A 20,568-nucleotide genomic window follows, 5' to 3' on the forward strand; every position below is an offset into this window, starting at 1 on the left:
GGAGTGAGAATCAACGGCCAGTGCCTAGCCTGCCAGCCAGTCCCAGACCAGCCAACTTAATACTCACAGCGACTCCTCCGTCGCGCAGAATGACAAGGGCCCTACCGACGCGACAGAATGACAAAAACCCTACCAGCGCGGCAACGCGGCAACGCGACTACGACAGTGAGTGCTTCTCGCCCGCCGCGCCGGGCAGCCCCTCGACGTCTTCGTCGATCTCGTCTTGCGCCTGCGCACCCAAGTGCCCGCGGGTCAGCTTGTGCATGATCATCGCGATCGCGCCGTCACCCGTCACGTTCGTCGCGGTGCCAAAGCTGTCGAGCGCAATGTACGCCGCAAACATGAGGCCGATCTCGACCTCGCCGAACCCGAGCATCTGCACGAGCAGCCCGGCCGCCGCCGCGATCGCACCGCCGGGCACACCGGGCGCCGCGATCATCATCACACCGAGCATCAGAATAAACGGCAGGTACGACCCAAATGACACGTCGCCGCCGGTCAAAAGCAGCACCGCAATCGAGAAGCAGGTGATCTTCACCATTGAACCCGACAGGTGAATCGTCGCGCACAGCGGCACCACAAAGCCGGCGACCGAGTCGGCCACACCGTTCTTCTTCGTCGACTCGAGCGTCACCGGAATCGTGGCCGCCGACGACGACGTACCGAGCGCCGTGAAGTAGGCGTCGCGCATGTTCCACAGCGCTTTCACCGGGTTCTTGCCGTTGATCGCTCCGGCCACAGTGAACTGCGCGAGCAGCACCACGAGCGTGAGCGCGAATGACACGACCACCACGAGCAAGAACTTCGAGACGACCGTCATCGCCGCTCCGCTCGCCGACAGATCCATGAAAATGCCGAAGATGAACAGCGGCAACGCGGGCACAATGATGCGCTTGATCAGCGACTCAATGATGGTGCGAAACTCGACCGCACCCCGAAAGATGACGCGGCTGTGAAACGCGGTGAGCCCAATGCCCACCACAAACGCCAACACGAGAGCGCTCATCACGTCGATCACGGGAGGCAACACGATCTCGGTCGCCGAGCCCGCGGCACTCGAAGTGACGGTCAGGTAGGGGGTAAACCCTGATCCGGAGCCGTCTTCGAGGGACTCGAGCCCGCCGCCACCCAGCGCCGGAGTGAACAGCCAGCGGCTCACAACGTACGCGAGCAGACCCGCGACGATCGTGGAGCCGTACGCGAGGCCCGCGGTGAGGCCGAGCCACTTGCCGGCGCCCTTGCCGAGCTCGGCGATCGCGGGCGTGACGAGGCCCAGAATGATGAGCGGCACCGCGAAGCCCAAGAAGCCCGAGAAGATCGAGTTGTACGTCAGAAACACGCTGCCGAGCCACGCGGGCATGACGGGGCCGGTGAGAATTCCGAGGACGATCGCGATGACGATCCAGGCGAGCAGCGGCAGGGCGCGCAAGAGTTTCATGAGGTTCCTTGTGTCGAGCGACTCGCGTGACCGCGGGGTCTGGTCGTTGCAGCCGCACGAAAACGCACTCCCTTGTGGAGAGTCTCACGCCATAGTAGGCGATGCTGCGCGGGCCCGGGGCATGCGCGGCATAGGCTGGAGCGGTGAGCGAGAATCTGGGCGAGAATCTGGGCAAAGATCTGGGCGAGAATCTGAGCAGAGACCTGGGCAGAGACCTGAGCAAGGCGCGCATTCGTTACGTCGCGATAGGCGACAGCTTTACCGAGGGCGTCGGCGACGAGCAGCCCGGAGGCCTCGTGCGCGGCTGGGCCGACCTCGTCGCGCAGGGCATCGCCGACTCGGTGGGCGAGCCGATCGCGTACGCCAACCTGGCCATTCGCGGGCGCCTCCTCGCCCCGATCATCGCCCAGCAGCTCGAACCCGCGCTCGCGCTCGGCCCCACGCTCGTGAGCTTCAACGGCGGCGGCAACGACATGCTACGCCCAGGCACTGACATGCCCTGGATCATCGCTGAATCAGAGCGCGCGCTGCGCCGGATCGCCGCCTCGGGGGCATCCCCGCTCTTGATTGCGGGCGCCAACCCGACCGCGGGGCTGCCGCGCGGCGAGGGCGTGCGCGCGAAGGGCAACCAGCTGACAGCAGCGGCGGGCGAGCTCGCGGCGTCGCTCGGCATCGACTTCTGTGACAACTGGAGTGACCCGGTGCTCGCACGCCGCGAATACTGGTCACCGGATCGGCTACACCTTGCGCCCGTGGGCCACCACCGCGTGGCCGCCAACGTGCTGCGGTCGCTCGGGTATGCGGTGCCCGCAGACTGGGTGCTCGATGCGGCGCCGGTCGCTGCACCGTCGCGGCGCGAGCAGGCGCGCTACGTGCGACAGCACGTGCTGCCGTGGATCGGGCGCAGACTCACGGGCCGCTCGAGCGGCGACGGCCGCACCGCCAAGCACCCCGCATGGGTAGAGGTCGCACCGCGGTAGTGCGTGTGCGTGGTGGCACGCGAGTAGTACCCAAATCTCATCCTGCGGGATGACGGCGGCGGTACCTGGGGACGACGCGCGGCGGCGAGCGCGCGGCCAAGCTTGAAAGCAGACCCCCGTACGCCCTGACGGGGCCGGTATTCGCTGCCCGAAAGGCCCCATGTCCTTCCTCACCCACGCCAGCCTCAAGAATCGACTCATTGTCGGCCTCGCCACCCTGGCGGTCGCCGTCATCGGCCTGTTCTCGATGGGCGCTTTGAAGCAAGAGCTCATGCCCACCATGCGTGCACCGATCGCGATGGTGACCGTGCAGTCGCAGGGGCTCGCGCCCGAGGAGATGGCGCGCCTGGTGACCGAGCCCGTCGAGCAGGCGCTGAGCGCCGTCACCGGGGTCACCACAGTCACTTCGAACACCGCTGGCGGCTACGCCTCGGTCATCGTGGAGTGGCCGTTTACCGCGGGTGAAGACGAAACCATGCGCGCGATTCGTGCCGCCGCCGATGGCGTGAAGCCGCTCTTGCCGAGCGGCTCGGAGCTCGCGTTTGTGGCGGGTGGCTCTGAAGGCGTCCCCTCCATGGTGTTGAGCGCTGGCACCACGGGCGACGAAGCCGCCTTCGGCGACAAGCTGCAACAGACGGTCGTGCCCGCGCTGCAGTCCATCGCAGGCGTGCAAACCGTCGAGCTCGCCGGGCGCGAGGACGAGCGCATCATGGTTGATCTGCGCGACGCCGACGTGAAACGACTCGGGGTCGATGCTGCGCAGATCGCGCTCGTGCTTGAGGCTCACGGTGCCGCGCTTCCCGCCGGTCAGGCCCGCCAGGGCGGCGCTCCGGTTCCCGTGACGGTGGGCTCGGCCCTCGGTGCGGCCACCCCAGAAAAGGCGATTGAAGCGGTCGGCGGCTTGCCTGTCACGGGCAAGGACGGGGTTGTGCGAGTCTCAGACTTCGCCGACGTCACCCTCGAGCAGGTGCCCACCGACTCGATCTCACGCGTCAACGGTAAACCCGCCTTCACGCTGCAGATCATGCCCGCGCAGGGCGCCAACGTGGTCGATATTTCACACGCCGTGAACGCTGAACTCGACCGGGTCGCCCCCACGCTCAAGGCCGAGTTCGTGGCCCTGTTTGATCAGGCGCCCTTCATTGAGCAGTCGATCCATGACCTGTCGGTTGAGGGTGGTCTCGGGCTGCTGTTTGCGGTGCTCGTCATTCTGGCGTTTCTGGGGTCGTGGCGGTCAACGCTCATCGCGGCGGTCTCGATTCCGCTGTCTCTACTCATCACCTTGATCGGGCTGTGGGTGAGCGAGAACACGCTCAACATTTTGACGCTCGGTGCGCTCACCATCGCGATCGGCCGCGTGGTCGACGACTCGATCGTGGTGATCGAGAACATTAGTCGGCGCCGCGGCGCAGGCCCACTCACCATCTCGGGTGTTGTCGCGTCGGTGCGGCAGGTGGCGGGCGCGATCACCGCGTCGACGCTCACCACCGTCGCCGTGTTTGCGCCGATCGCGTTTGTTTCGGGCGTTGCGGGTCAGCTGTTTCGTCCGTTCGCCGTCACCGTATCGATTGCGCTGCTCGCGTCGCTCGCAGTAGCGCTCACGATCGTGCCGGTGCTCGCGTTCTGGTTTATGCGCGGCGGCAAACCGCACCCCGCCCCCACGCACCCCGCACCCACGCACACCGCTTCCACTCACCCAGCCCCCACGCACGGCGGCCCCGAAGCCACCCTTGATCCGGAATCAGATCTTGCCGAGATTCACACCCAGCCTGACCGGCTGCAGCGGGCGATCATGCCGGCGCTCGGGGCGACCCGCAGGCACCCCGTCGTCACGATCGTCACGTCGACGCTGATTCTCGTGGGCACCCTCGCGATGAGCGCGTTCATTCCGACCGACTTTCTCGGGTCATCGGGCCAAGAGAGCCTGCAGGTCACGCAGATACCCGGCGATGACGCCCCTGGCAGTGACGCGCTCGTCGCGGCCGCCGAGCCAGTCGAGCAGGCCCTCGCGAAGGTGCCGGGTGTGCTTGACGTGATGACGTCGATTCCGTTGGGCGCCAGCACCGGCGGGCCCACCGAGATCAGCTACACCGTACAGCTGGCAGACGATGCCGCAGTGGCGACGGTCGAGCCAGCCGTGCAGCGAGCGCTCGACAAGCTCAGTGATGCGGGCGAACTACGGTTGGCCTCGCAAGACGCGTTTGTCGACGGGGCGGGCGGCGGCATTTCGGTGCAGATCAGGGGCAGCGACCCGGCCGCACTGCGTGCCGCGAGCGACCTGCTCGAGAAGCAGCTCGCCGAGGCCGCGGGCGTGCAGTCGGTGAAGAGTGAACTGTCGGGTGAGCAGCCCGTCGTGCACGTGGAGCTCGACGAGGCGAAAGCGATGAAGCTCGGTTTCGACCGCGCGCAGGTCGCGGCCGCCGTCGCCGATGCGCTCGACGGAAAGACTGTCGGGCAGCTGATGTTCGAGGGCCAAGAGCGCATGATCGTAGTGCGCAACCCGGGCGCTGAGCGCAGCGCCGACAAGCTCGGCGAGATCCTGCTGCCCGTCACCCCGCAGCAGACCGCCGAGGCGCAAAAGCACGCGGGAGACCTGCTGCAAGAGCAGGCCGAGGCTGAGGCCGAGAACGCACGCCTCGAGGCGAACGCCACCCTCACTACCCAGTTGAACGAGGCTGCGACGGCACGCTCAGAACTCGTCACCCAGCTTGCGACGCTCACCGCGCAGCTCGACGCGCTCAGCAAGGCTCCCATTACGCCCGAGAAGCCGCGCACCCCTGAGGAGGATTCTGCGGTGCGCGCCGCCACCGAGCGCGCCGAGCAGCTCGCGGCTCTGCAGGGCGCGATAGCGGCTGCACAGGGCGGCATCGAGGGGCTCGACGAGCAGATGACGGCGTTGCGCGAGGCGCAGGGCGAGGCCGCGAGTCAGCTCGCCAAGCAGCAGCAGGCCGAGGCCGAGCAGCGGGCCGCGGTCGAGGTCACGGGCTCCCCCATTGCGCTCTCTGACATCGCGACGGTGAGCGAGCAGCTCACCCCGCCGAGCATTTCGCGGGCCGACGGCGAGCGGCAGATCGCGCTCACGGTGACACCCCGGGCCGGGCAGCTCAGCGCGGCATCGGCCGCCGTCGACAAGGCGATCGCCACGACCACGCTGCCCGCCGGTGTCACGTTTGAGCTCGGCGGCGTCTCGTCTGAACAAGACGAGGCCTTCGCCCAGCTGGGCTTCGCGATGCTCGCCGCGATCATGCTCGTGCTGCTCGTGATGGTGGCAACCTTTCGCAGCTTTCGCGGCCCGCTCGTGCTGCTCATCTCGATCCCGTTTGCGGCGACCGGCGCAATCTTAGGGCTGCTCATCACGGGCACCCCGCTCGGCCTCCCTGCGCTCATCGGCCTGCTGATGCTTATCGGCATCGTCGTGACCAACGCGATCGTGCTGATGGACCTGATCAACCGGCTGCGCGCGAGCGGCGCGACCCTCGACGCCGCGGTCGAACACGGAACGCGCCTGCGGCTGCGGCCGATTCTGATGACCGCCGCGGCGACAATCTTCGCGCTGGTTCCCATGTCGCTGGGGCTCACAGGCGGCGGTGTGTTTATCTCCAAGCCACTCGCGATCGTCGTGATCGGCGGCCTCATCTCATCGACGCTGCTCACGCTCGTGCTCGTGCCTGTGCTGTACACGCTCGTCGAGCGGCGCCGCGATCGCAAGCTCATCAAGCGGCGCGCACGCTCTGTGCGCCGGATCGCGCGCCGCGAGGAGCAGACGGCCGCGAGGCGGGGCGAGGTACTCGGCGGGGAGCTGGGCGAGCTCGGTGACCTCGGGGGTCTCGGTGGCCTCGGTGAGGAGCAGAGCGACGCTCAGAGCGAGGAGCAGGCGGCCCTCACGTAAGCACCGCGCGCACGCGCGACTTGCATGCGTGCCTTGCACGCACACAGGAGATCAGCGCTCCTGCATGTGCGCACACCAGGCCCGCACCCCAAACACACACCGCGTGCACGTTGCGTTGCTGGCCTACTCCAGCGCAACTCGCGCGCGCGTAGACCAATTACCGAGCCTGAGCTATTCTCTTAATTGGTAGCGATTCCTGAGACACGGTTGGCGCACCACTTCGAAGAACCCACGCATAGTCGTGGGTTCTTGCGTTTTAGGGAGTGCTTGTGCTGACTGCGTACATAGACGAGTTCGGGCACGACGCACCACGCGCGCTATTGCTGCGCGCGGCAGTCGGCGCACACTCCGAACAGGTCGATGACGTGCTCGATCTCTGAGAATCCGTGCTCGGCGCCCACGAGGCGCGCCCACTCCTCGACCACGGTCGCTTCAAGCTCGCGTGCCGAGCCGCAACGGCGGCAGATCAGGTGATGGTGATGTCCCTTTGAGGTGCACGACAGAAACAGGTTCTCGCCCTCGGGCGCCTGAATCGAGTCGGCCTCGCCGTCTTCGGTGAGGCTCGCGAGCGCCCGATACACCGTCGCAAGCCCAATCGTGGAGCCCGCGTCGCGCAGCGTCTGGTGCAGCTGCTGCGCGCTCACAAACCCGTGTGCACTCGCGAGCGCGGCGCGCACCGCCTCCCGCTGCCACGTGTTGCGCCTCGGCTTCACGCGCTACCTCCCACTGTTGTACCCATCTGGTCTGTCGTACCCATTTGACTGGCCCGCTGCCGTTCTTGCCGCGGCCCTGACGCCACCATACCCGCGTGGGGGCGCGGCCCCGTGATCCGGATCAAAGCACCCCACCCCGCCCGCACCGCGAGCGCGAGCAAAAAGAGGCCCGCCATGGTGAGGCCGATCGCACCGCCCGCGGCGACCGCGAATTCGCGTGAGAGCCAGAGGCCTAAGAGCCCGCCCGTGACGCCGAAGACGGCGGCGAGCGGCGGGATCCAGGTGGTGCGGGGGGCGAGCACGCGCGCCGCGGCGGCCGGTCCGATGAGCACCGCGACCCCCAAGATAGCGCCGACCGCGGGCATCGCGACGACGACCGCGGCCGTGATGATCGCGGTGACCGCGAGCTCGACGGGCCAGGCGCGAAAGCCCGTCGCCGCGAACCCGGCGGGGTCGAACGTGTGAAACAGGATGCGGCGGCGAAACACTGCCGCCACTGCGAGCGTCGCGAGCAGAACCGCGGCGGTGACCAAAAGATCGGTGACCGTGACGGCGAGCGGTGAACCGACGAGCAGGGCTTCGACCGGCACGCCGAGGCCGGGGTTAAGGCTCGCGAGCAGCGTGCCGAGCGCAAACCCGAAGGCGAGCACGATGCCGCTGGCGACCTGTCGACCCTGGCCGGGTACGCGGGCGAGCGCCGTCATGAGCAGCACAAGCACGACCGCGAAGAGTGCCTGGCCGATGAGCAGGTTGTAGCCGGCGATCGCGAACACGACGCCGCCGGGAAACGTGGCGTGGCTGAGCGCGACCGCGAAGAAGGAGCGGCGACGCAGCACGATGAGCGTGCCCGCGATGCCCGAGAGCAGTCCGAGCAGCGTGAGTTCGAGGGCGGCGAGCGCGAAGTAGCTCATGCGTGCCCCCGCCCTGCTGCGGTGCCCCGCTGAGCCGAGACCTGCTGAGCTGCGGTGACCTGCTGAGCTGCGGTGACCTGCTGAGCTGCGCCCTGCTGTGCGGTACTAGCTCGGCCACGCGGGCGCACCCGACGGCGGGCGCCCGCCGCGAGCCGCCACAGCACGGCGACCGCGTAGAGCGCGACGAGCAGCAGCACGACGACCGCGCCCGGCGACACCGAGGCGTCGAGCCGCACCGACCAGTCGAACGCGAGCGACAGACCCGCGACACCCGCGAGAAGCGGGGTGACGATCGCGAGCGGAATCAGCCACGTGAACCGGCGCGTGATGAGCCGGGCGACCCCCATTGGCACGATCGTCAGCGCGATCACCATGAGTACGCCGAGCGCTTGTACTCCGGCGACGACAAGCAGCGCGACGGCGACCGACAGGGCGAGGTCGGTGCGCAGCACGTGCACACCCGCAGCCTCTGCCCCAACCCGGTCAAACGCGCGAAACAGCTGCGCCCGCCCCGTCACCGCGACCACCGCGACCGCAAACAGTGCGACGAGGGCGATCTGCCACAGCTGCGCCTGCGTTACCGTGAGCAGGCGGCCAAACAAGAGCTCCTGCAGCTGAGACACATAACTTTCTTGCCGTGACACGAGCACAACGCCCAGGCTAAACAGCCCGGTGAGCACGACGGCGATCGCCGAGTCGGCGTCGACTCCCCCGCGGCGTTCAAGCACGGTGAACAGCACGGCCGCCACCACGGCCGCGACGAGCGCGCCGGGCAACACCCCCGCGGTGCCGCCAAGGGCGGTGCCGATGACGAGGCCAGGAAACACAGCGTGTACGAGCCCGTCGCTCACAAACTCCAGGTCGCGAAAGCTCACAAACAAGCCCACGATGCCCGCCGCGATCGACAGGATCACCACGGTGACGAGCGCCCGCCACATGAACGGCAGCGAGAACACCCCCAGCGGGCCGAGCTCGACCAACGGCAAGCCGCCGCCCGGCGAAGCCCCAAGAAGCACGCCCCCGCCCGCGAACACGTCGCCCACAAGCACGCCCCCGCCCGCGAACACCGCCGCCTCCACCATCACTCGGTCTCCCGCGTCGTGGTGACGGTGTGCTGGTCGATCTCGACCGTGACGTCGTGAAACGCGTGCTGCACCGCGCCCAGCGTGAGCGCGTCTTCGACGAGCCCAAACGATGCGGGGTGACCGGGCTGCCCCGGGTGGTGCCCGCTCGAGAGCAACAGCGCGTGCGAGCACACCTGCTGCGCGATCTCGAGATCGTGCGTCGACACGACGACGGTGCGCCCCTCGCTCGTGAGCTCGCGCACGAGCTCGAGCAGGGTGTCACGGTTCTCGCGGTCGAGGCCATTAAACGGCTCGTCGAGCAAGAGCAGCCGCGGGTTCGCGACGAGCGCGCGCGCCAAAATGCCGCGCTGCTGCTGCCCACCCGACAGCTCGCCAAACAGGCGCTGCCCAAAAGCCGCAAGCCCTACCCGCTCGAGCGCGTCGTCGACCGCTCGGCGGCCCGCTCGCCCGATCGGCTTCAGCGGCCCGCGGCCGCGGTACAGGCCCATCGTGACGGCCTGCTTCAGCGAGATCGGCAGGGTCGTGTCGCGCGTATCGGCCTGCGGCAGCGTGCCCACCTGGCTGCGTGCCCGCTCGGGCGTCTGCCCCAACACGAGCGCAGCGCCGGCGGTGCGCTCCGAGAGCCCCAGCAGCCCGCGCAGCAGCGTCGACTTGCCCGATCCGTTGGGCCCGATCAGCGCGACCGCTGCCCCCTCGGGCACCTCGAGCGTGAGGTCTTCGACGCGGCTCACTCCGCCGTAGCCAAACGCTGCGCCCGCGAGCGCGATCGCGGCGCTCATGCGCGCGCCCCGTACGGTGCTCGCTCAGGCTCGGCCGTCTGCTGCGTACCCGGCGCGGCGCCCGGTGCCTCGGCCCCCTCGGCCCGCGGGGCTTTGGCAGCCTGCGGGGCAAGCTCGGTGGGTAAGGGATCCGGATCAAAACCCCACGCCTCAAGCAACACGCGCGTATTGTGGGCGGTCGCGTGCAGATAGGTGCTCGCGCCCGAGCCCTGGGCGCCGAGCGCGTCGGCGTAGAGCGACTCGGCGTCGATGACGCGCACGCCAGCCTCGCGGGCGATGGTGCGGGCGAGCTTGGGACTCATCGACGACTCGACGAAGATCGCGGGCACGCCCTGCGCCTTGATGCGGGCGACGAGCGCGTCGATTTCGGTCGCGCTGGGCTCTGCGTTGTCTTCAAAGCTCGGCAAGATGGCGCCCGCGAAGGCGATGTCGTAGTCGTGTAGGTAGTAGCTGAGCGAGTCGTGCCCGGTGACGAGCACGCGCTTGGCCTCGGGTACGCGCTTGAACTGGGTCGCAGCCCACTCGTCCAGCGCTTTGAGCTCGTCGATGTAGTGCGCGGCACGGTCTTCGTAGCTGGTGGAGTGCGCGGGGTCGGCGGCTTCGAGCCCCGCCGCAATCTCGGCGACCATGCCCTGAGCCTGGCGCACCGAGGTCCAGATGTGCGGGTTGACGGGGCCGTGGTCGTGACCGTCGTGTGCGTCTTGGTCTTCGTGTGCGCTGGCGGCCTGGTCGTCGGTGTGTTCAGCGGCGTGCTCTGCAGTGTCTTCGTCGCTGTGCTCGTCGTGCTCGGTGTGCTCGGTGTGCTCGTCGTGCTCGGCGTGCTCGCCGCCGGCCGCGGCCATCTCTTCGCTGACGTGCGCCGCCTCATCGAGGTCGATGCCGTCGCTCGCGGTCACGATCTCACCTTGAAACCCCGAGGCCTCGATGGCGCTGTCGAGAAACGGCTCGAGACCTAAGCCGTTAGTCACGAGTACATCGGCCTGCGCGAGGGCGAGCAAATCGGCGGGGCTCGGGTCGAAGTGGTGGGCCGATGATCCGGGTTGCATGAGCCCGTGCAGCACGATGTCACGCGCACCGATCTCGTTCGCGAAGTCGGTGAGCTGAGTCGTGGTGGTGACGACGCGCAGCTTGCCGCCCGATCCGGTCGATCCGGTCGAGTCGCTGGTGCCGCCCGCCGCGCCTGCGGTGTCGAGACTCCCGCCCGCGCAGGCCGTGAGCGCGAATGCGGCGGCGAGCGCCGTTACCCCGGCAAGAATCTGGGCTGGGCGAGTCGTTGCACGAGCCGCGGCGCGAGCACCGGCGGTACGCGCGGTGCTGTTGAAGTTGAGCATGAAGTACTTTCTAAATGAGAATGACTCTCACTATATCCAATCATGAGAATCATTCGCAACAAGGTTGTGATGATGCGGCGATAGGCTGAGCACATGAGCGATACTCCCGTACACGCCACCGAACACGAGTCGTCACACGAGTTGCCGGAGTCTGCGTACGAGCTGCGCGAGGCCCTGCGCTACGGCGACGTCTCCTCCCGCGAGCTGGTCGAGCGCTCCCTTGCCCGCATCGAGGCGCACGCAGACCTGGGGGCGTTCATCACCGTCACGGCCGAGAGCGCGCTCGCCGAGGCCGACCGCGCCGACCGCATTCTCGCGGCCGACCGCATCACGAGCGACCCGACCAACCACCACCCGGTGACGGGCACGCTCGAGTTTTCGCCCCTGCGTGGCCTGCCGATCGCCCACAAAGACCTCGTCGACGTCGAGGGGGTGCCGACTACCTGGGGCTCCGCCGCGGTCGCGCACCCCGTCGCGGGCCGCGACTCCCCCGGCGTCGCGGTGCTGCGCAGCGCTGGCGCGATCTCGGTCGGCAAGACCCAGATTCCCGAGTTTGGCCTCAACGCCTACTCAGAGAACCTGATCGCGCCGCCCGCTCGCAACCCGCTCGATCCCACCCGCACCCCGGGCGGCTCGTCGGGCGGCATCGCAGCCGCGGTGGCCGCAGGCCTCGTGCCGGTGGCGCCCGGCAGTGACGGCGGCGGCTCGATCCGGATCCCAGCCCTGGCCTGCGGGCTCGTGGGCCTGAAGCCGGGCCTCGGCGCGATCGAAACCGACGTCGTGCAGGGCGAGGTTGACGAGTTTGGTGCGCCGCGTCTCGCGGTGTCGGGGCCGATCGCGCGCGATGCGCGTGACGCCGCGATGCTGTTTGATGCGATGCGCGGCAAGCGCGCCGAGCCGTCGGTGGCGGCGGTGCACGCGGCCGACGGGCTGCTGGGGCTGCGCATTGGCGTGAGCTTCGCGTCGCCGTTTGAGAGCGCGCACCCCACCCCCATTTCGCCCGAGGAGCAGGCCGCCGTCGAGACCGCGGCCGTCGTGCTCGCGGCCCGCGGCCACGACGTCGAGCTCGCCGAAATCGCGTACGATCCGCGGTATCCCGAGGTGTTTGGGCGCGCGTGGACCGCGAGCATGTCGCTCTTGCGGCTGGGCGCCGAGGGTGAGGAGAAGCTCACGGCGCTGTCGCGCGCGTTTCGCACGCGGGCACTCGAGCGCACGCTCGCCGAGCACCAGGAGGCAGCGGCCGAGCTCACCGAGATCGCGGCGGGCATGCGCGCCGCGTGGGGTGAGTACGACATCATTCTCACCCCGGGTCTCGCGTTCGCGCCGCCCCGGATCGGTGAATTCATGGCCCTCGATGCCGACGCCGACTACCAAATGCAGTGCGAGTGGACGCCGTTCACGTCGATGGTGAACGTCGCGGGGCTGCCCGCGATCGCGGCGCCCGTGCAGACGCTGGCATCTGGCCTATCGGTGGGCGTGCAGATGATCGGCGAGATGGGCCGCGAGCCGCGTCTGCTGCAGCTCGCCGCGCAGATTATGGGGTAGTACGGTCGGCTGGGGTTTGGCCTTCTGGGCGGGCTGCGGTCAGTTGTCGATACGCTGTGGCCGCGTGACCAAATAGGGGCGTGAGCAGAACGTCGGGCAGGTACTCGTGCACGCGCTCGTAGCTGCCAGCGAGGACGAGGCAACGGGTGCAGGTTCCGGCGTGCTGCAGGGCGGCGGAATAGCTTCGCAGCGGCAGCACCCCTTGCACGTGCTGGCCGATGTGCTTTGTGAAGGAGCGGCATTCATCGGGCAAGGCCCCGCCGCCGCCCAAAAGCTTTGACACCCAGGTTCGGCGCAGCAGTGTGCGCGCAGCAGCGATCTTGCTGTCGAGCGCCGACTCGCCAATGCCGGTGAAGAGCGCGCACTCTGCGTGCGACAGTGCATCAACATCGCGATACCAGAGCAGCTCTTGTTGCTGGGGTGACAGGGCGAGGAACGCCGCGCCCAGCGCGGTCGTTGCAGCCTCGGCCATGAGCTGAGTTTCACACCCTGCCACTTCGCTGACGCCCTCTGGTCCGGTCGGTGTTTCGTCGCACACTACCGACTGCGCTACCAGCACGAAGTGGCTGCGCACCGAGATGCAGGGCGTCACACCCGCTTGGAGGAGTTGCCACTGGAGCGCACGTACGCGCCCAAGCGTCTCGCCTGCGTCTGCAACGGCCAGGGTCACTGACACCGCTTCGAGGTGTCGCTGCCACAGTGCATCGAACGCGGGCTCGGCGCCGGCTCGCGCACGCCGCACGAGCCACCGGTCTGCCGCCATATTCAAGCCTGCGGCGGGCAGTGCATTCATTACGAAGTTCATTGCGTACCTCATCTACATGAACACCAGAACTTGAGTGACACCTTAGGTTTGCTTGCCTGGTCAGTTGGAAAAGTGCCGCTTGTCAGAACCCAATCGTGGCGCGAGAAATCAGGGGGGGAGAGTTGATTTCTTGCATTGGGGACAAGCGGCACTCTTGAGATCGGCGGCATAAGAGTGCGCGCCAATCGGGCCACACGGATAGGACCTTCCAGGGGGGGGCGAAGAGTCCTATACCGGTGGCAGCCTAGGTCAGCCTTCGTTGGCTGAGGCCTTTGGTGCCCGGCTTCGAGGGTCGGTGTAGCCTGCGCGCCACACAAATGCGGCCGTGAGGAGCACACCCGCCCCAAATCCAACTGCCCACCAGGGAAGCCCTGGAAGGGTGGATGCGCGGCCGAGGCTCGCGAGGTCTGCGGGCGGAGTCGGCGTGACCCGCTCACCAGTGACGAGGATACGGTGGGTATTGATACCTAGCGGCGTGCAGGTAACGAGGGTAACGAGGTCACGGCCGGGTTCTGCGCGCAGCGAGTCTGTCTCTTCTGGCGCAATCACCCTGGTCTCACGCACCTCGTACGTGAACACTTCACCAAAGGTTTCGATAGTAAACCTGTCGCCATCCTTGACAAGGTCAAGGTGACTAAACATGGTCGATGTTGCGAGCCCGCGATGCGCGGTGATCACCGATCGGGTGCTTTCGCCACCGATGGGCAGGTGGGACCCTTCGAGGTGACCAGCTCCGTTGAGTAGCGTGGCGTCTGAAGTGCCGTGAAAGATCGGCAGGTCTACCTCGGCCGCGGGAAAGCGGATGCGTGCCATCATGCCTTCTCCATTCGCGACGAGGGTTTCGTTGTAGTCAATTTCGGTTGTGGTGTTGCCGGAGCCCGTCGGAACACGGGCACCCGCCAGTAGATCTACTCCGGCAGTGAGTGCTTCGTTGTACATCTGCGCCTGCCCCAGCTGCGTCCCCGCGTCGGGGTTCACGAGATCAACTTCTTCTGCGTAGCTGCGCACGATCTTTGATTGGTTGTATGACGAGAACCACTGCGCGGTGCTCGGGTAGAGCGCCACACCGAGGCCGATAAGTACTACTACGGCGATAAACCAGGTGATGAGCGAAGGCCGCCAGCGTGTGTGACCAGCCTGAGTCGCCGTAGCCGTAGCCACAGCTGGGGCCTCAGGGCGAGTCATAAGGCTGCCGTCGATGCTCACGTGATCTCCGTTGTGATGGGGAAGGGGGCTGGGGGCTGGCCCGGTGCAGGCGGGCGAGTGAGCGTCGAAGAGGCTCACTCGCCCGCCTGCACCAGGGTGCAGCTACTAGACCGAAGCCTTGCGGCGACGGGTTGCAGCTACAGCGATACCGCCTGCTACGAGGGCGAGGCCGCCCATGATCAGTGCCGTCTGGCCTGCACCACCGGTGAGGGGCAGGTTGGGTACGGACTGCTTGGTGTTCTTGACCTCAATGTCGGCACCGGTCGAGGTGCCCGGAGCCACAGCGACTGCCGTGAACGCGTCGTCGCCAGTCGGGGTTACGAAGCCGGTAGGGGCCTGCGTCTCCTTCACGAAGTAGCAGCGCTGTTCTGCCTTGTCGTTGGGGGTGTTGCTGGTGTCGGTGACGTAGAGACCTGCAACGTTGGCGATACCACCGGCGATCGTCGTGAACTCGGTCTTGCCAGCAACGTCGACCGGGCCTGCGCCGGGCGTGGTGGTCGAGCAATCGGCTGCGTACGGGTCGCTTGACTCGTACACCTCGAAGGTTGCGCCCTCGAGACCCTTGGTGGTGTCGTCTGCGTCGACCTTGCTGATGTTCAGGTCGCCCCATGAAGTGGTGACCTCGTTCGAGGGCACGCCTTCGCCGTCCTGGTTCGGATCGTTGACGAACAGGTTAGCCGTGTTCTTGATGACACCGTCGTTGTCGGGAGCGGTGCCGAGGCTTTCAACAACGCCCGAGAAGACTACTTCAATCGTCTTGCCGATGTTTGCGTTGATCTGCGCCACGTCAACGACCGCGGCGAGCGCGTTGCCCGTACCCGTGACAGTGAAAGGAACGTCTACGCCGTCGATCTTCACCGACTCGATCGCTGCGCTGCCGAGGCGCGCGTCGAGCGTATCCGAGATGATGAACGAGGTGTACGGCGCCCCATCGGGCAGCGGGTTGATCGTCGTCGAAACCGGGAACTTCACGGTCGCGCCCAGGCCGTAGCCGTCAGGTGCACTCACGGTCTTCTCAACCTTGTTGAGCGTGTTCTTGGGGAACACATTCACGTCGTACAGCCACTCACCCGCGTACGGTGACGGCACGGTCACAATGAACGGGGCCGAACCAACGGTGGCCCCGTCGGGCAGCGTGGTCTCGCACACCAGGTATGCGCCGATGGTCAGGCCATCGAAGGTGGCGAGGCCGCCGCCTGCGGTGGTCTTCTCGCCGAGTGAGGCACCCAGGGTTTCGCCGGGAACTTCGCAAACACCGCTGGCGTTGACCTGGCCGGCCAGCGCACTGACGTCATCCCAGTCTCCTGCGTCGGTCAGGTCGACGCTGGTGATGGGCCAGGCGGTGAAGCCTGCGCCATCGATTGCAGCGCCGCCGTTGAACGCGCCAGTCTTGGGGTTGCCCTCGTTGGCGGGATCGATGGTTTCGTGCTTGTGGATGATGATCGAACCGTCAGTCACTGACGTGTCGATGTCTCCGGCTGCAGCATCCGTAGCGTTTGCAGTAGTGGTCGCGGCGAGCATTCCGGCGAGGCCGAGTGCAATCGCACCGCCTGCCGCGAGCACTCGTGTGCCGCGATTTTTACGCACAGTCATGGTGTGTTCCTTTCGGTGGTATCCACAGTTCGGGGTGTGGAAATTAGTGGGTAAGTCGTAACTGTTGGGATTTAAGAGATGAGCTCGAAGTCGCCGCGCTTCTTGCGCAGTCGAATCAAGATCAGCGTGGCTGCGATCAACGTCGCGCCGCCTGCGCCGAGCAGGAAGGCATGTTCACCCAGTCCACCCGTTAGGGGGATCGCGGGCACTTCTTGCTGGTCGTTGACGATGGTGCCGAGGTCGACGATGCCGTCCTCGTCCCATTCGGCAGCAGAGATTGTCACGTCGATGGGATCCTCGAGCAGCTTGTAGCCAATCGGAGCCTTAGTCTCGTAGAGCTTGTAGGCCCCGGGCATGAGCTTCTTCACGTGGAGTTCGCCCGCCGCAGGGTTTACGTCTGCGCCGGCCGCATCACAGTCAGTAGCATCGGCTTCGTCACAGTCGACAACGGGGATCTCTTTGTTATTAAGCTCTGCACCGTTCTCATCGAGTGGCACGAGGCGCCACTCTGAACCCGAGAGTGATGCGTCGCTACCGTCTACCTTCTGCCAGGTAAGACCCGGCTTCAGAACTGGAAACTCAACCTCTGCGCAGGTGTCTGAATCGACGTCACACTCGTCAGGAGTGTCACCATCGCCTACAAACGCGACATTTCGCACTTGGCCGTTTCCGCTGACACCCATCGTGACCGAGTAGGTGAGAGTGACTTCTCCATCTTTCGCGAGCGGGCCGGTCCAGCTGAGGCGAGGCTCGGTGTAGTCGAGCGTGCCGCCTGCGACACTTGCGGTCGCATCGTCAGCATAAGTACCGTTGTCAATCACGTCTGAGAGGTCATCGGTGACGACCGCCGGGTTGTCTTCGGTGAAGACGCCCGGGCCTGAGTTCTTTGCTGTCACCGTATAGGTAACGACATCACCGGCGACAACACCTTCGGTCTTGTCAGCACTCTTTGTGACGGTGAGTTTGGGCAGCTCGAACTCGGTACACGATACGTCACCGGTCGTCTTGTCGGGCCCGCTCGCTACACATTCCGGCGTCTCCTCTTCTGGATTCTCGGGATCACCGACAAACGCAACGTTCTTTGCGATGCGGTCTCCACCGCCCTTCACTTTCACCGTGTAAGTGAGCGTGACGGTCTCTCCTACTGCCAACGAGCCTTGCCATGACAAACGGGGGCTAGTGAAGTTCAGCACCCCGTCTGCCGACGCACCATCGGTTGCTGCAACCGCATTGTTCTCGTAGGTAGCGTCATCAAGCACATGAGAGAGGTCGTCCATCACTAAGGCAGGAGAAGTAGCCGTATAGTCCCCAGTACCAGTGTTCTTTGCAGTCACGGTATAGGTGACTTCGTCGCCTATCCGCGTGCTGGGAGTAGCGTCTGATGACTTCTTCACCGTGAGTTCGGGTGTGGAATAGAATTCCACCGTGGCGTCATTCGGGTCATTGATACCTATTTGCCCCGAGATATTACCTGCACCGTTGGTGTAAATCTTTGGTGATGGCTCAGCGCCGCGCGGCGACTCCGAAGTAACATCTATGTTAATTTCGCACGACGCTTCACCGGCATCGAGTACCCCCTTTGTGACTGTAATCGCGCTTCCTCCGGCCGGAGCAGACACTGTTGCATCGCAAGTAGTGTCAAGATCGGGGTTCGCCGCAAGTACAAGCCCGGCAGGCAGAGTATCTGTGAATGCCCAGCCATCCTTCTTCGCGAGCTCAGAAGTGTTGGTGACAGTCAAGGTGAGACGCGATGTTTCACCCACTGGCACTCGCGTCGGAGAGAAGGCCTTATCCAACTGCGGGGACGCATCTAGAATTCGTATGTTGTCAACAGAAGTGTCGTTTCCGTTGCCGCCCGCGGTCTTGTTTTTCATTACAATGCCAATGGATGTCCCCGTGTAAAGGTGCGATCCAGAGGTCGAGAAGTTCCCGCCCCAAAACTCGGACACCATACTAGAATCACTATTCGCTGCTGGCGGGAAGTATTGCTTGGCACCCGAGCCCCCACCGCATGGGTTGATGACTCCACCGTTGTTGGCGTCGAGTTCATTTCCGTCACCGTCTCGGAGGAAGAACTGCATAGCTGGCTGATCAGCACCATTACACGCCGATGCCACGACATCTGCAGAGAACGAGATGAATCGGTTCTGGGCAGAGATAGGCAGTTGCCCGTTTGTGGCGAACATGACTGAATCTGCATAGTGCGGGATGCTTGCCTGCGGATACTGAGGGGTCCAATACGGCATGCTGTACTGCGTATATTCCGAAAGGGAGTGGTTATCCGCTGGGGTTGAAGACGCTGCAACCTGACCTAGCGCATACGCCTGCCTGCGCAGTTCACCAGCTTGTTGCGGGCCGTTCTGGAGCCCACCAAAGCTACCGGGCCTGTCGTAGCACTCTTGTACATCACTTGAGTTAAAGCTGATGACTGCCCCATTGCACGCATACAGGCTCAAGTATTGAGCATCGGCAGTGTAGCTATTCCCCAACGCACCTGTGTAGTTGATAAGCGGAACTGGGGTGTTTCCCATCCCCTCTTCAAAATCCTCCAAGTAGAGCACGACCGGGTCCGACGGTACGCCCGGCTGCCCGGGAACAGCCTCGGCAGAGGGCGCACCACCAAGGCCGGTCATGGTTAAGCCAAACCCGGCAATTGCCACCGCAAGCGCACCCACGCCCAGCCGTCCTGCGAAGACGCGAGCCTTCTGAGCTGACGTATGGTTTGACTGCGTATGGCCAGGACTCCCCGCCCCTGTGACCGCATTGACTAGCTGATGCAACATCGGTACCTCCCTCATTTTCGCGCGCGTGCTCTGGCCCGCGCAGTAGCACGCAGTTCTGGTGAGCTGCAGATAGGACGTAGCCATGAGTGAGAATCTGTCGTTGCGTCGATTCCACCGGCGTGTCGCGATCACGCACGGGTGCGATGCGCTCAGCCGCGGGCCTTGTATAGCCTGGCAATCCGCCGGTTAGCACCTACCAGCACACCACCAAGCAGGAATGCACACACGCTGAGGGGAATGCCTCCCACTCCAACTGAGTGAGGAGTTTCTAGCTCCAGTGTTCTGGCGACAGATACACCTCGGTTCTGCTGTTGCATCGACACAGCCTCCTCGACAAATGGGGCGAGCTCGGCAAGTTCTGGCTCAATCACATTTTTGAGTGCAGCTGTCGCAGGTCTCGTTGCTTCCTTCTCGACAACCGGCGGAGACTCCGGTGCCTCTGTAGGTGGCAGGCCCGGCTCTTCTGGCTTTTGCGGGGCAAGGACTTCGACCGTCATCGTGCTTTCGGCGCTCTGCCCGCTACTGTCACGCACTCGATAGGCGATCACATCGGTTGCCTCAGTTACCCCAGCCGCAGGGGTGAACGCCGCCGATCCGGTTTGCGCGTTGACTTGCCAAACTCCGACGCCGGTATTGACTTCAGTCGTTTCCTGCCCATTCACCACGAACCTGAGCGACTGAGGCATTATTGATGCGCCCTCACCCGCTTGATCGTTCGCAAGTGGAGTGATCGTGACCGGTTCTCCTGGCATCGCCTGAGCGTGGTCTGGCTGCAGCACGACAGAGGGGGTTTCGAGCCGCAGTGACAAATTATCGACGGCGCCATCGTTCACACCAAAAGTCACGATCGTGCTGACCGTGACTTCAACACTGCGTACACCTGGCGCTAGCGCTACGGGTTCATTGAAGCCCACAAACCCAGACACCCCACCACGATCAGCGGCATAGATCGGACCAAACTGTACACTGTGAACGCTGTTTCCGAGCGCATCAAAGAACTCGAAAACGACGGTGGCGTTGTCGTCTTGAGCCGCGAAACCCCCTACAAACGCAGAGATCACTGCCCTCGTCGCGCCGTTATCAATCGCGTCGGCGGCCGGGTTCACATCTACGACCTGCGTTGAGTTAGATGCAGCTCCCGCTCCGACAAACAGGTTGGCACCGCCTTCAAACGTTTCACCGGTGAGCCCGTTCGCATCAACGACGACCGACTCTGGGTAACCGTTGACGCCATGCTGAAACACGTCCAGTCCTGCCGTCCAGCCTGTCGAGCTGCCTGCCTCCGCGCCCCCATTAACGATGAGCTCACCTGAAAGTAACTCTGAGTTCTCGTATACGGCAGCTTGAGCCCCTGTCGCTCCCAGGGCAGGGGCCGCCAACCACACCCCCGAAATTGACGTAGCGAACAACCCCATAGCCAGGGTCGCGGCGTGAGGAGCCAATGTTTTATGCCGCAGAACACGCTTGGCTCGCATTTCTTTGGCTGAACCATTGCTCAAAGCGCTCAACA

Annotated in this window: 14 protein-coding genes; 3 read left to right on the forward strand and 11 right to left on the reverse strand. The window is 65.2% G+C overall.

All coding sequences use genetic code 11. From position 1 onward, the window contains the following. Positions 1 to 157 precede the first annotated feature (157 nt). Positions 158 to 1,438, reverse strand: coding sequence for a dicarboxylate/amino acid:cation symporter (locus ACXR2W_RS12845; protein WP_458816543.1), 1,281 nt, complete (start codon positions 1,436 to 1,438; stop codon positions 158 to 160). Between the two features lie 203 nt (positions 1,439 to 1,641). On the opposite strand from ACXR2W_RS12845, the gene ACXR2W_RS12850 reads away from it, so the two are divergent. Together ACXR2W_RS12850 and ACXR2W_RS12855 are read left to right on the forward strand one after the other, a co-directional pair. Beyond that, entirely contained in the window at positions 1,642 to 2,418 is a 777-nt protein-coding gene (locus ACXR2W_RS12850; RefSeq protein WP_458816552.1) for an SGNH/GDSL hydrolase family protein, read from the forward strand. Positions 2,419 to 2,578: 160 nt separating this feature from the next. Then, positions 2,579 to 6,307 carry an efflux RND transporter permease subunit gene (locus ACXR2W_RS12855; RefSeq protein WP_458816541.1) on the forward strand — a complete coding sequence of 1,243 codons (3,729 nt, stop codon included), beginning with the start codon at positions 2,579 to 2,581 and terminating at the stop codon, positions 6,305 to 6,307. Positions 6,308 to 6,624: 317 nt separating this feature from the next. Here ACXR2W_RS12855 and ACXR2W_RS12860 read toward each other — a convergent pair whose 3' ends face one another. From ACXR2W_RS12860 to ACXR2W_RS12880, 5 genes are read right to left on the reverse strand one after another with little or no spacing between them, the layout of a single operon-like run. Further along, complete coding sequence (locus ACXR2W_RS12860; protein ID WP_458816539.1) at positions 6,625 to 7,020, reverse strand: Fur family transcriptional regulator; 396 nt, start codon at positions 7,018 to 7,020, stop codon at positions 6,625 to 6,627. Further along, complete coding sequence (locus ACXR2W_RS12865) at positions 7,017 to 7,931, reverse strand: metal ABC transporter permease (RefSeq protein ID WP_458816537.1); 915 nt, start codon at positions 7,929 to 7,931, stop codon at positions 7,017 to 7,019. The genes ACXR2W_RS12860 and ACXR2W_RS12865 overlap by 4 nt, the downstream gene beginning before the upstream one ends. Further along, entirely contained in the window at positions 7,928 to 9,013 is a 1,086-nt protein-coding gene (locus ACXR2W_RS12870; protein ID WP_458816534.1) for a metal ABC transporter permease, read from the reverse strand. The genes ACXR2W_RS12865 and ACXR2W_RS12870 overlap by 4 nt, the downstream gene beginning before the upstream one ends. Beyond that, positions 9,013 to 9,795, reverse strand: coding sequence for a metal ABC transporter ATP-binding protein (locus ACXR2W_RS12875; RefSeq protein WP_458816532.1), 783 nt, complete (start codon positions 9,793 to 9,795; stop codon positions 9,013 to 9,015). Before ACXR2W_RS12875 ends, ACXR2W_RS12870 begins: the two co-directional genes overlap by 1 nt. After that, complete coding sequence (locus ACXR2W_RS12880; RefSeq protein ID WP_458816530.1) at positions 9,792 to 11,126, reverse strand: metal ABC transporter solute-binding protein, Zn/Mn family; 1,335 nt, start codon at positions 11,124 to 11,126, stop codon at positions 9,792 to 9,794. Before ACXR2W_RS12880 ends, ACXR2W_RS12875 begins: the two co-directional genes overlap by 4 nt. 93 nt (positions 11,127 to 11,219) lie before the next feature. Between ACXR2W_RS12880 and ACXR2W_RS12885 the strand changes: the two genes are divergently transcribed. Further along, positions 11,220 to 12,671, forward strand: coding sequence for an amidase (locus ACXR2W_RS12885; RefSeq protein ID WP_458816528.1), 1,452 nt, complete (start codon positions 11,220 to 11,222; stop codon positions 12,669 to 12,671). Here the strand turns inward: ACXR2W_RS12885 and ACXR2W_RS12890 are convergent. The 5 genes from ACXR2W_RS12890 to ACXR2W_RS12910 all read right to left on the reverse strand — a co-directional run bounded on the left by ACXR2W_RS12890 (position 12,661) and on the right by ACXR2W_RS12910 (position 20,566). Further along, positions 12,661 to 13,476, reverse strand: coding sequence for an RNA polymerase sigma factor (locus ACXR2W_RS12890; RefSeq protein ID WP_458816526.1), 816 nt, complete (start codon positions 13,474 to 13,476; stop codon positions 12,661 to 12,663). The two genes, ACXR2W_RS12885 and ACXR2W_RS12890, sit on opposite strands and share 11 nt — an antisense overlap. 249 nt (positions 13,477 to 13,725) lie before the next feature. Beyond that, entirely contained in the window at positions 13,726 to 14,682 is a 957-nt protein-coding gene (locus ACXR2W_RS12895; RefSeq protein ID WP_458816524.1) for a class C sortase, read from the reverse strand. A gap of 105 nt (positions 14,683 to 14,787) precedes the next feature. Continuing rightward, a complete protein-coding gene (locus ACXR2W_RS12900; RefSeq protein ID WP_458816522.1) occupies positions 14,788 to 16,275 on the reverse strand; it encodes a SpaH/EbpB family LPXTG-anchored major pilin in 1,488 nt (495 codons plus the stop codon). Between the two features lie 71 nt (positions 16,276 to 16,346). Then, positions 16,347 to 19,058 carry a DUF7927 domain-containing protein gene (locus ACXR2W_RS12905; RefSeq protein ID WP_458816520.1) on the reverse strand — a complete coding sequence of 904 codons (2,712 nt, stop codon included), beginning with the start codon at positions 19,056 to 19,058 and terminating at the stop codon, positions 16,347 to 16,349. Between the two features lie 149 nt (positions 19,059 to 19,207). After that, positions 19,208 to 20,566 (reverse strand): Ig-like domain-containing protein, encoded by a 1,359-nt coding sequence (locus ACXR2W_RS12910; protein WP_489948861.1) that lies wholly within the window; start codon positions 20,564 to 20,566, stop codon positions 19,208 to 19,210. Positions 20,567 to 20,568 lie beyond the last annotated feature (2 nt).

The sequence above is a fragment of the Leucobacter faecis genome, from assembly GCF_054456695.2.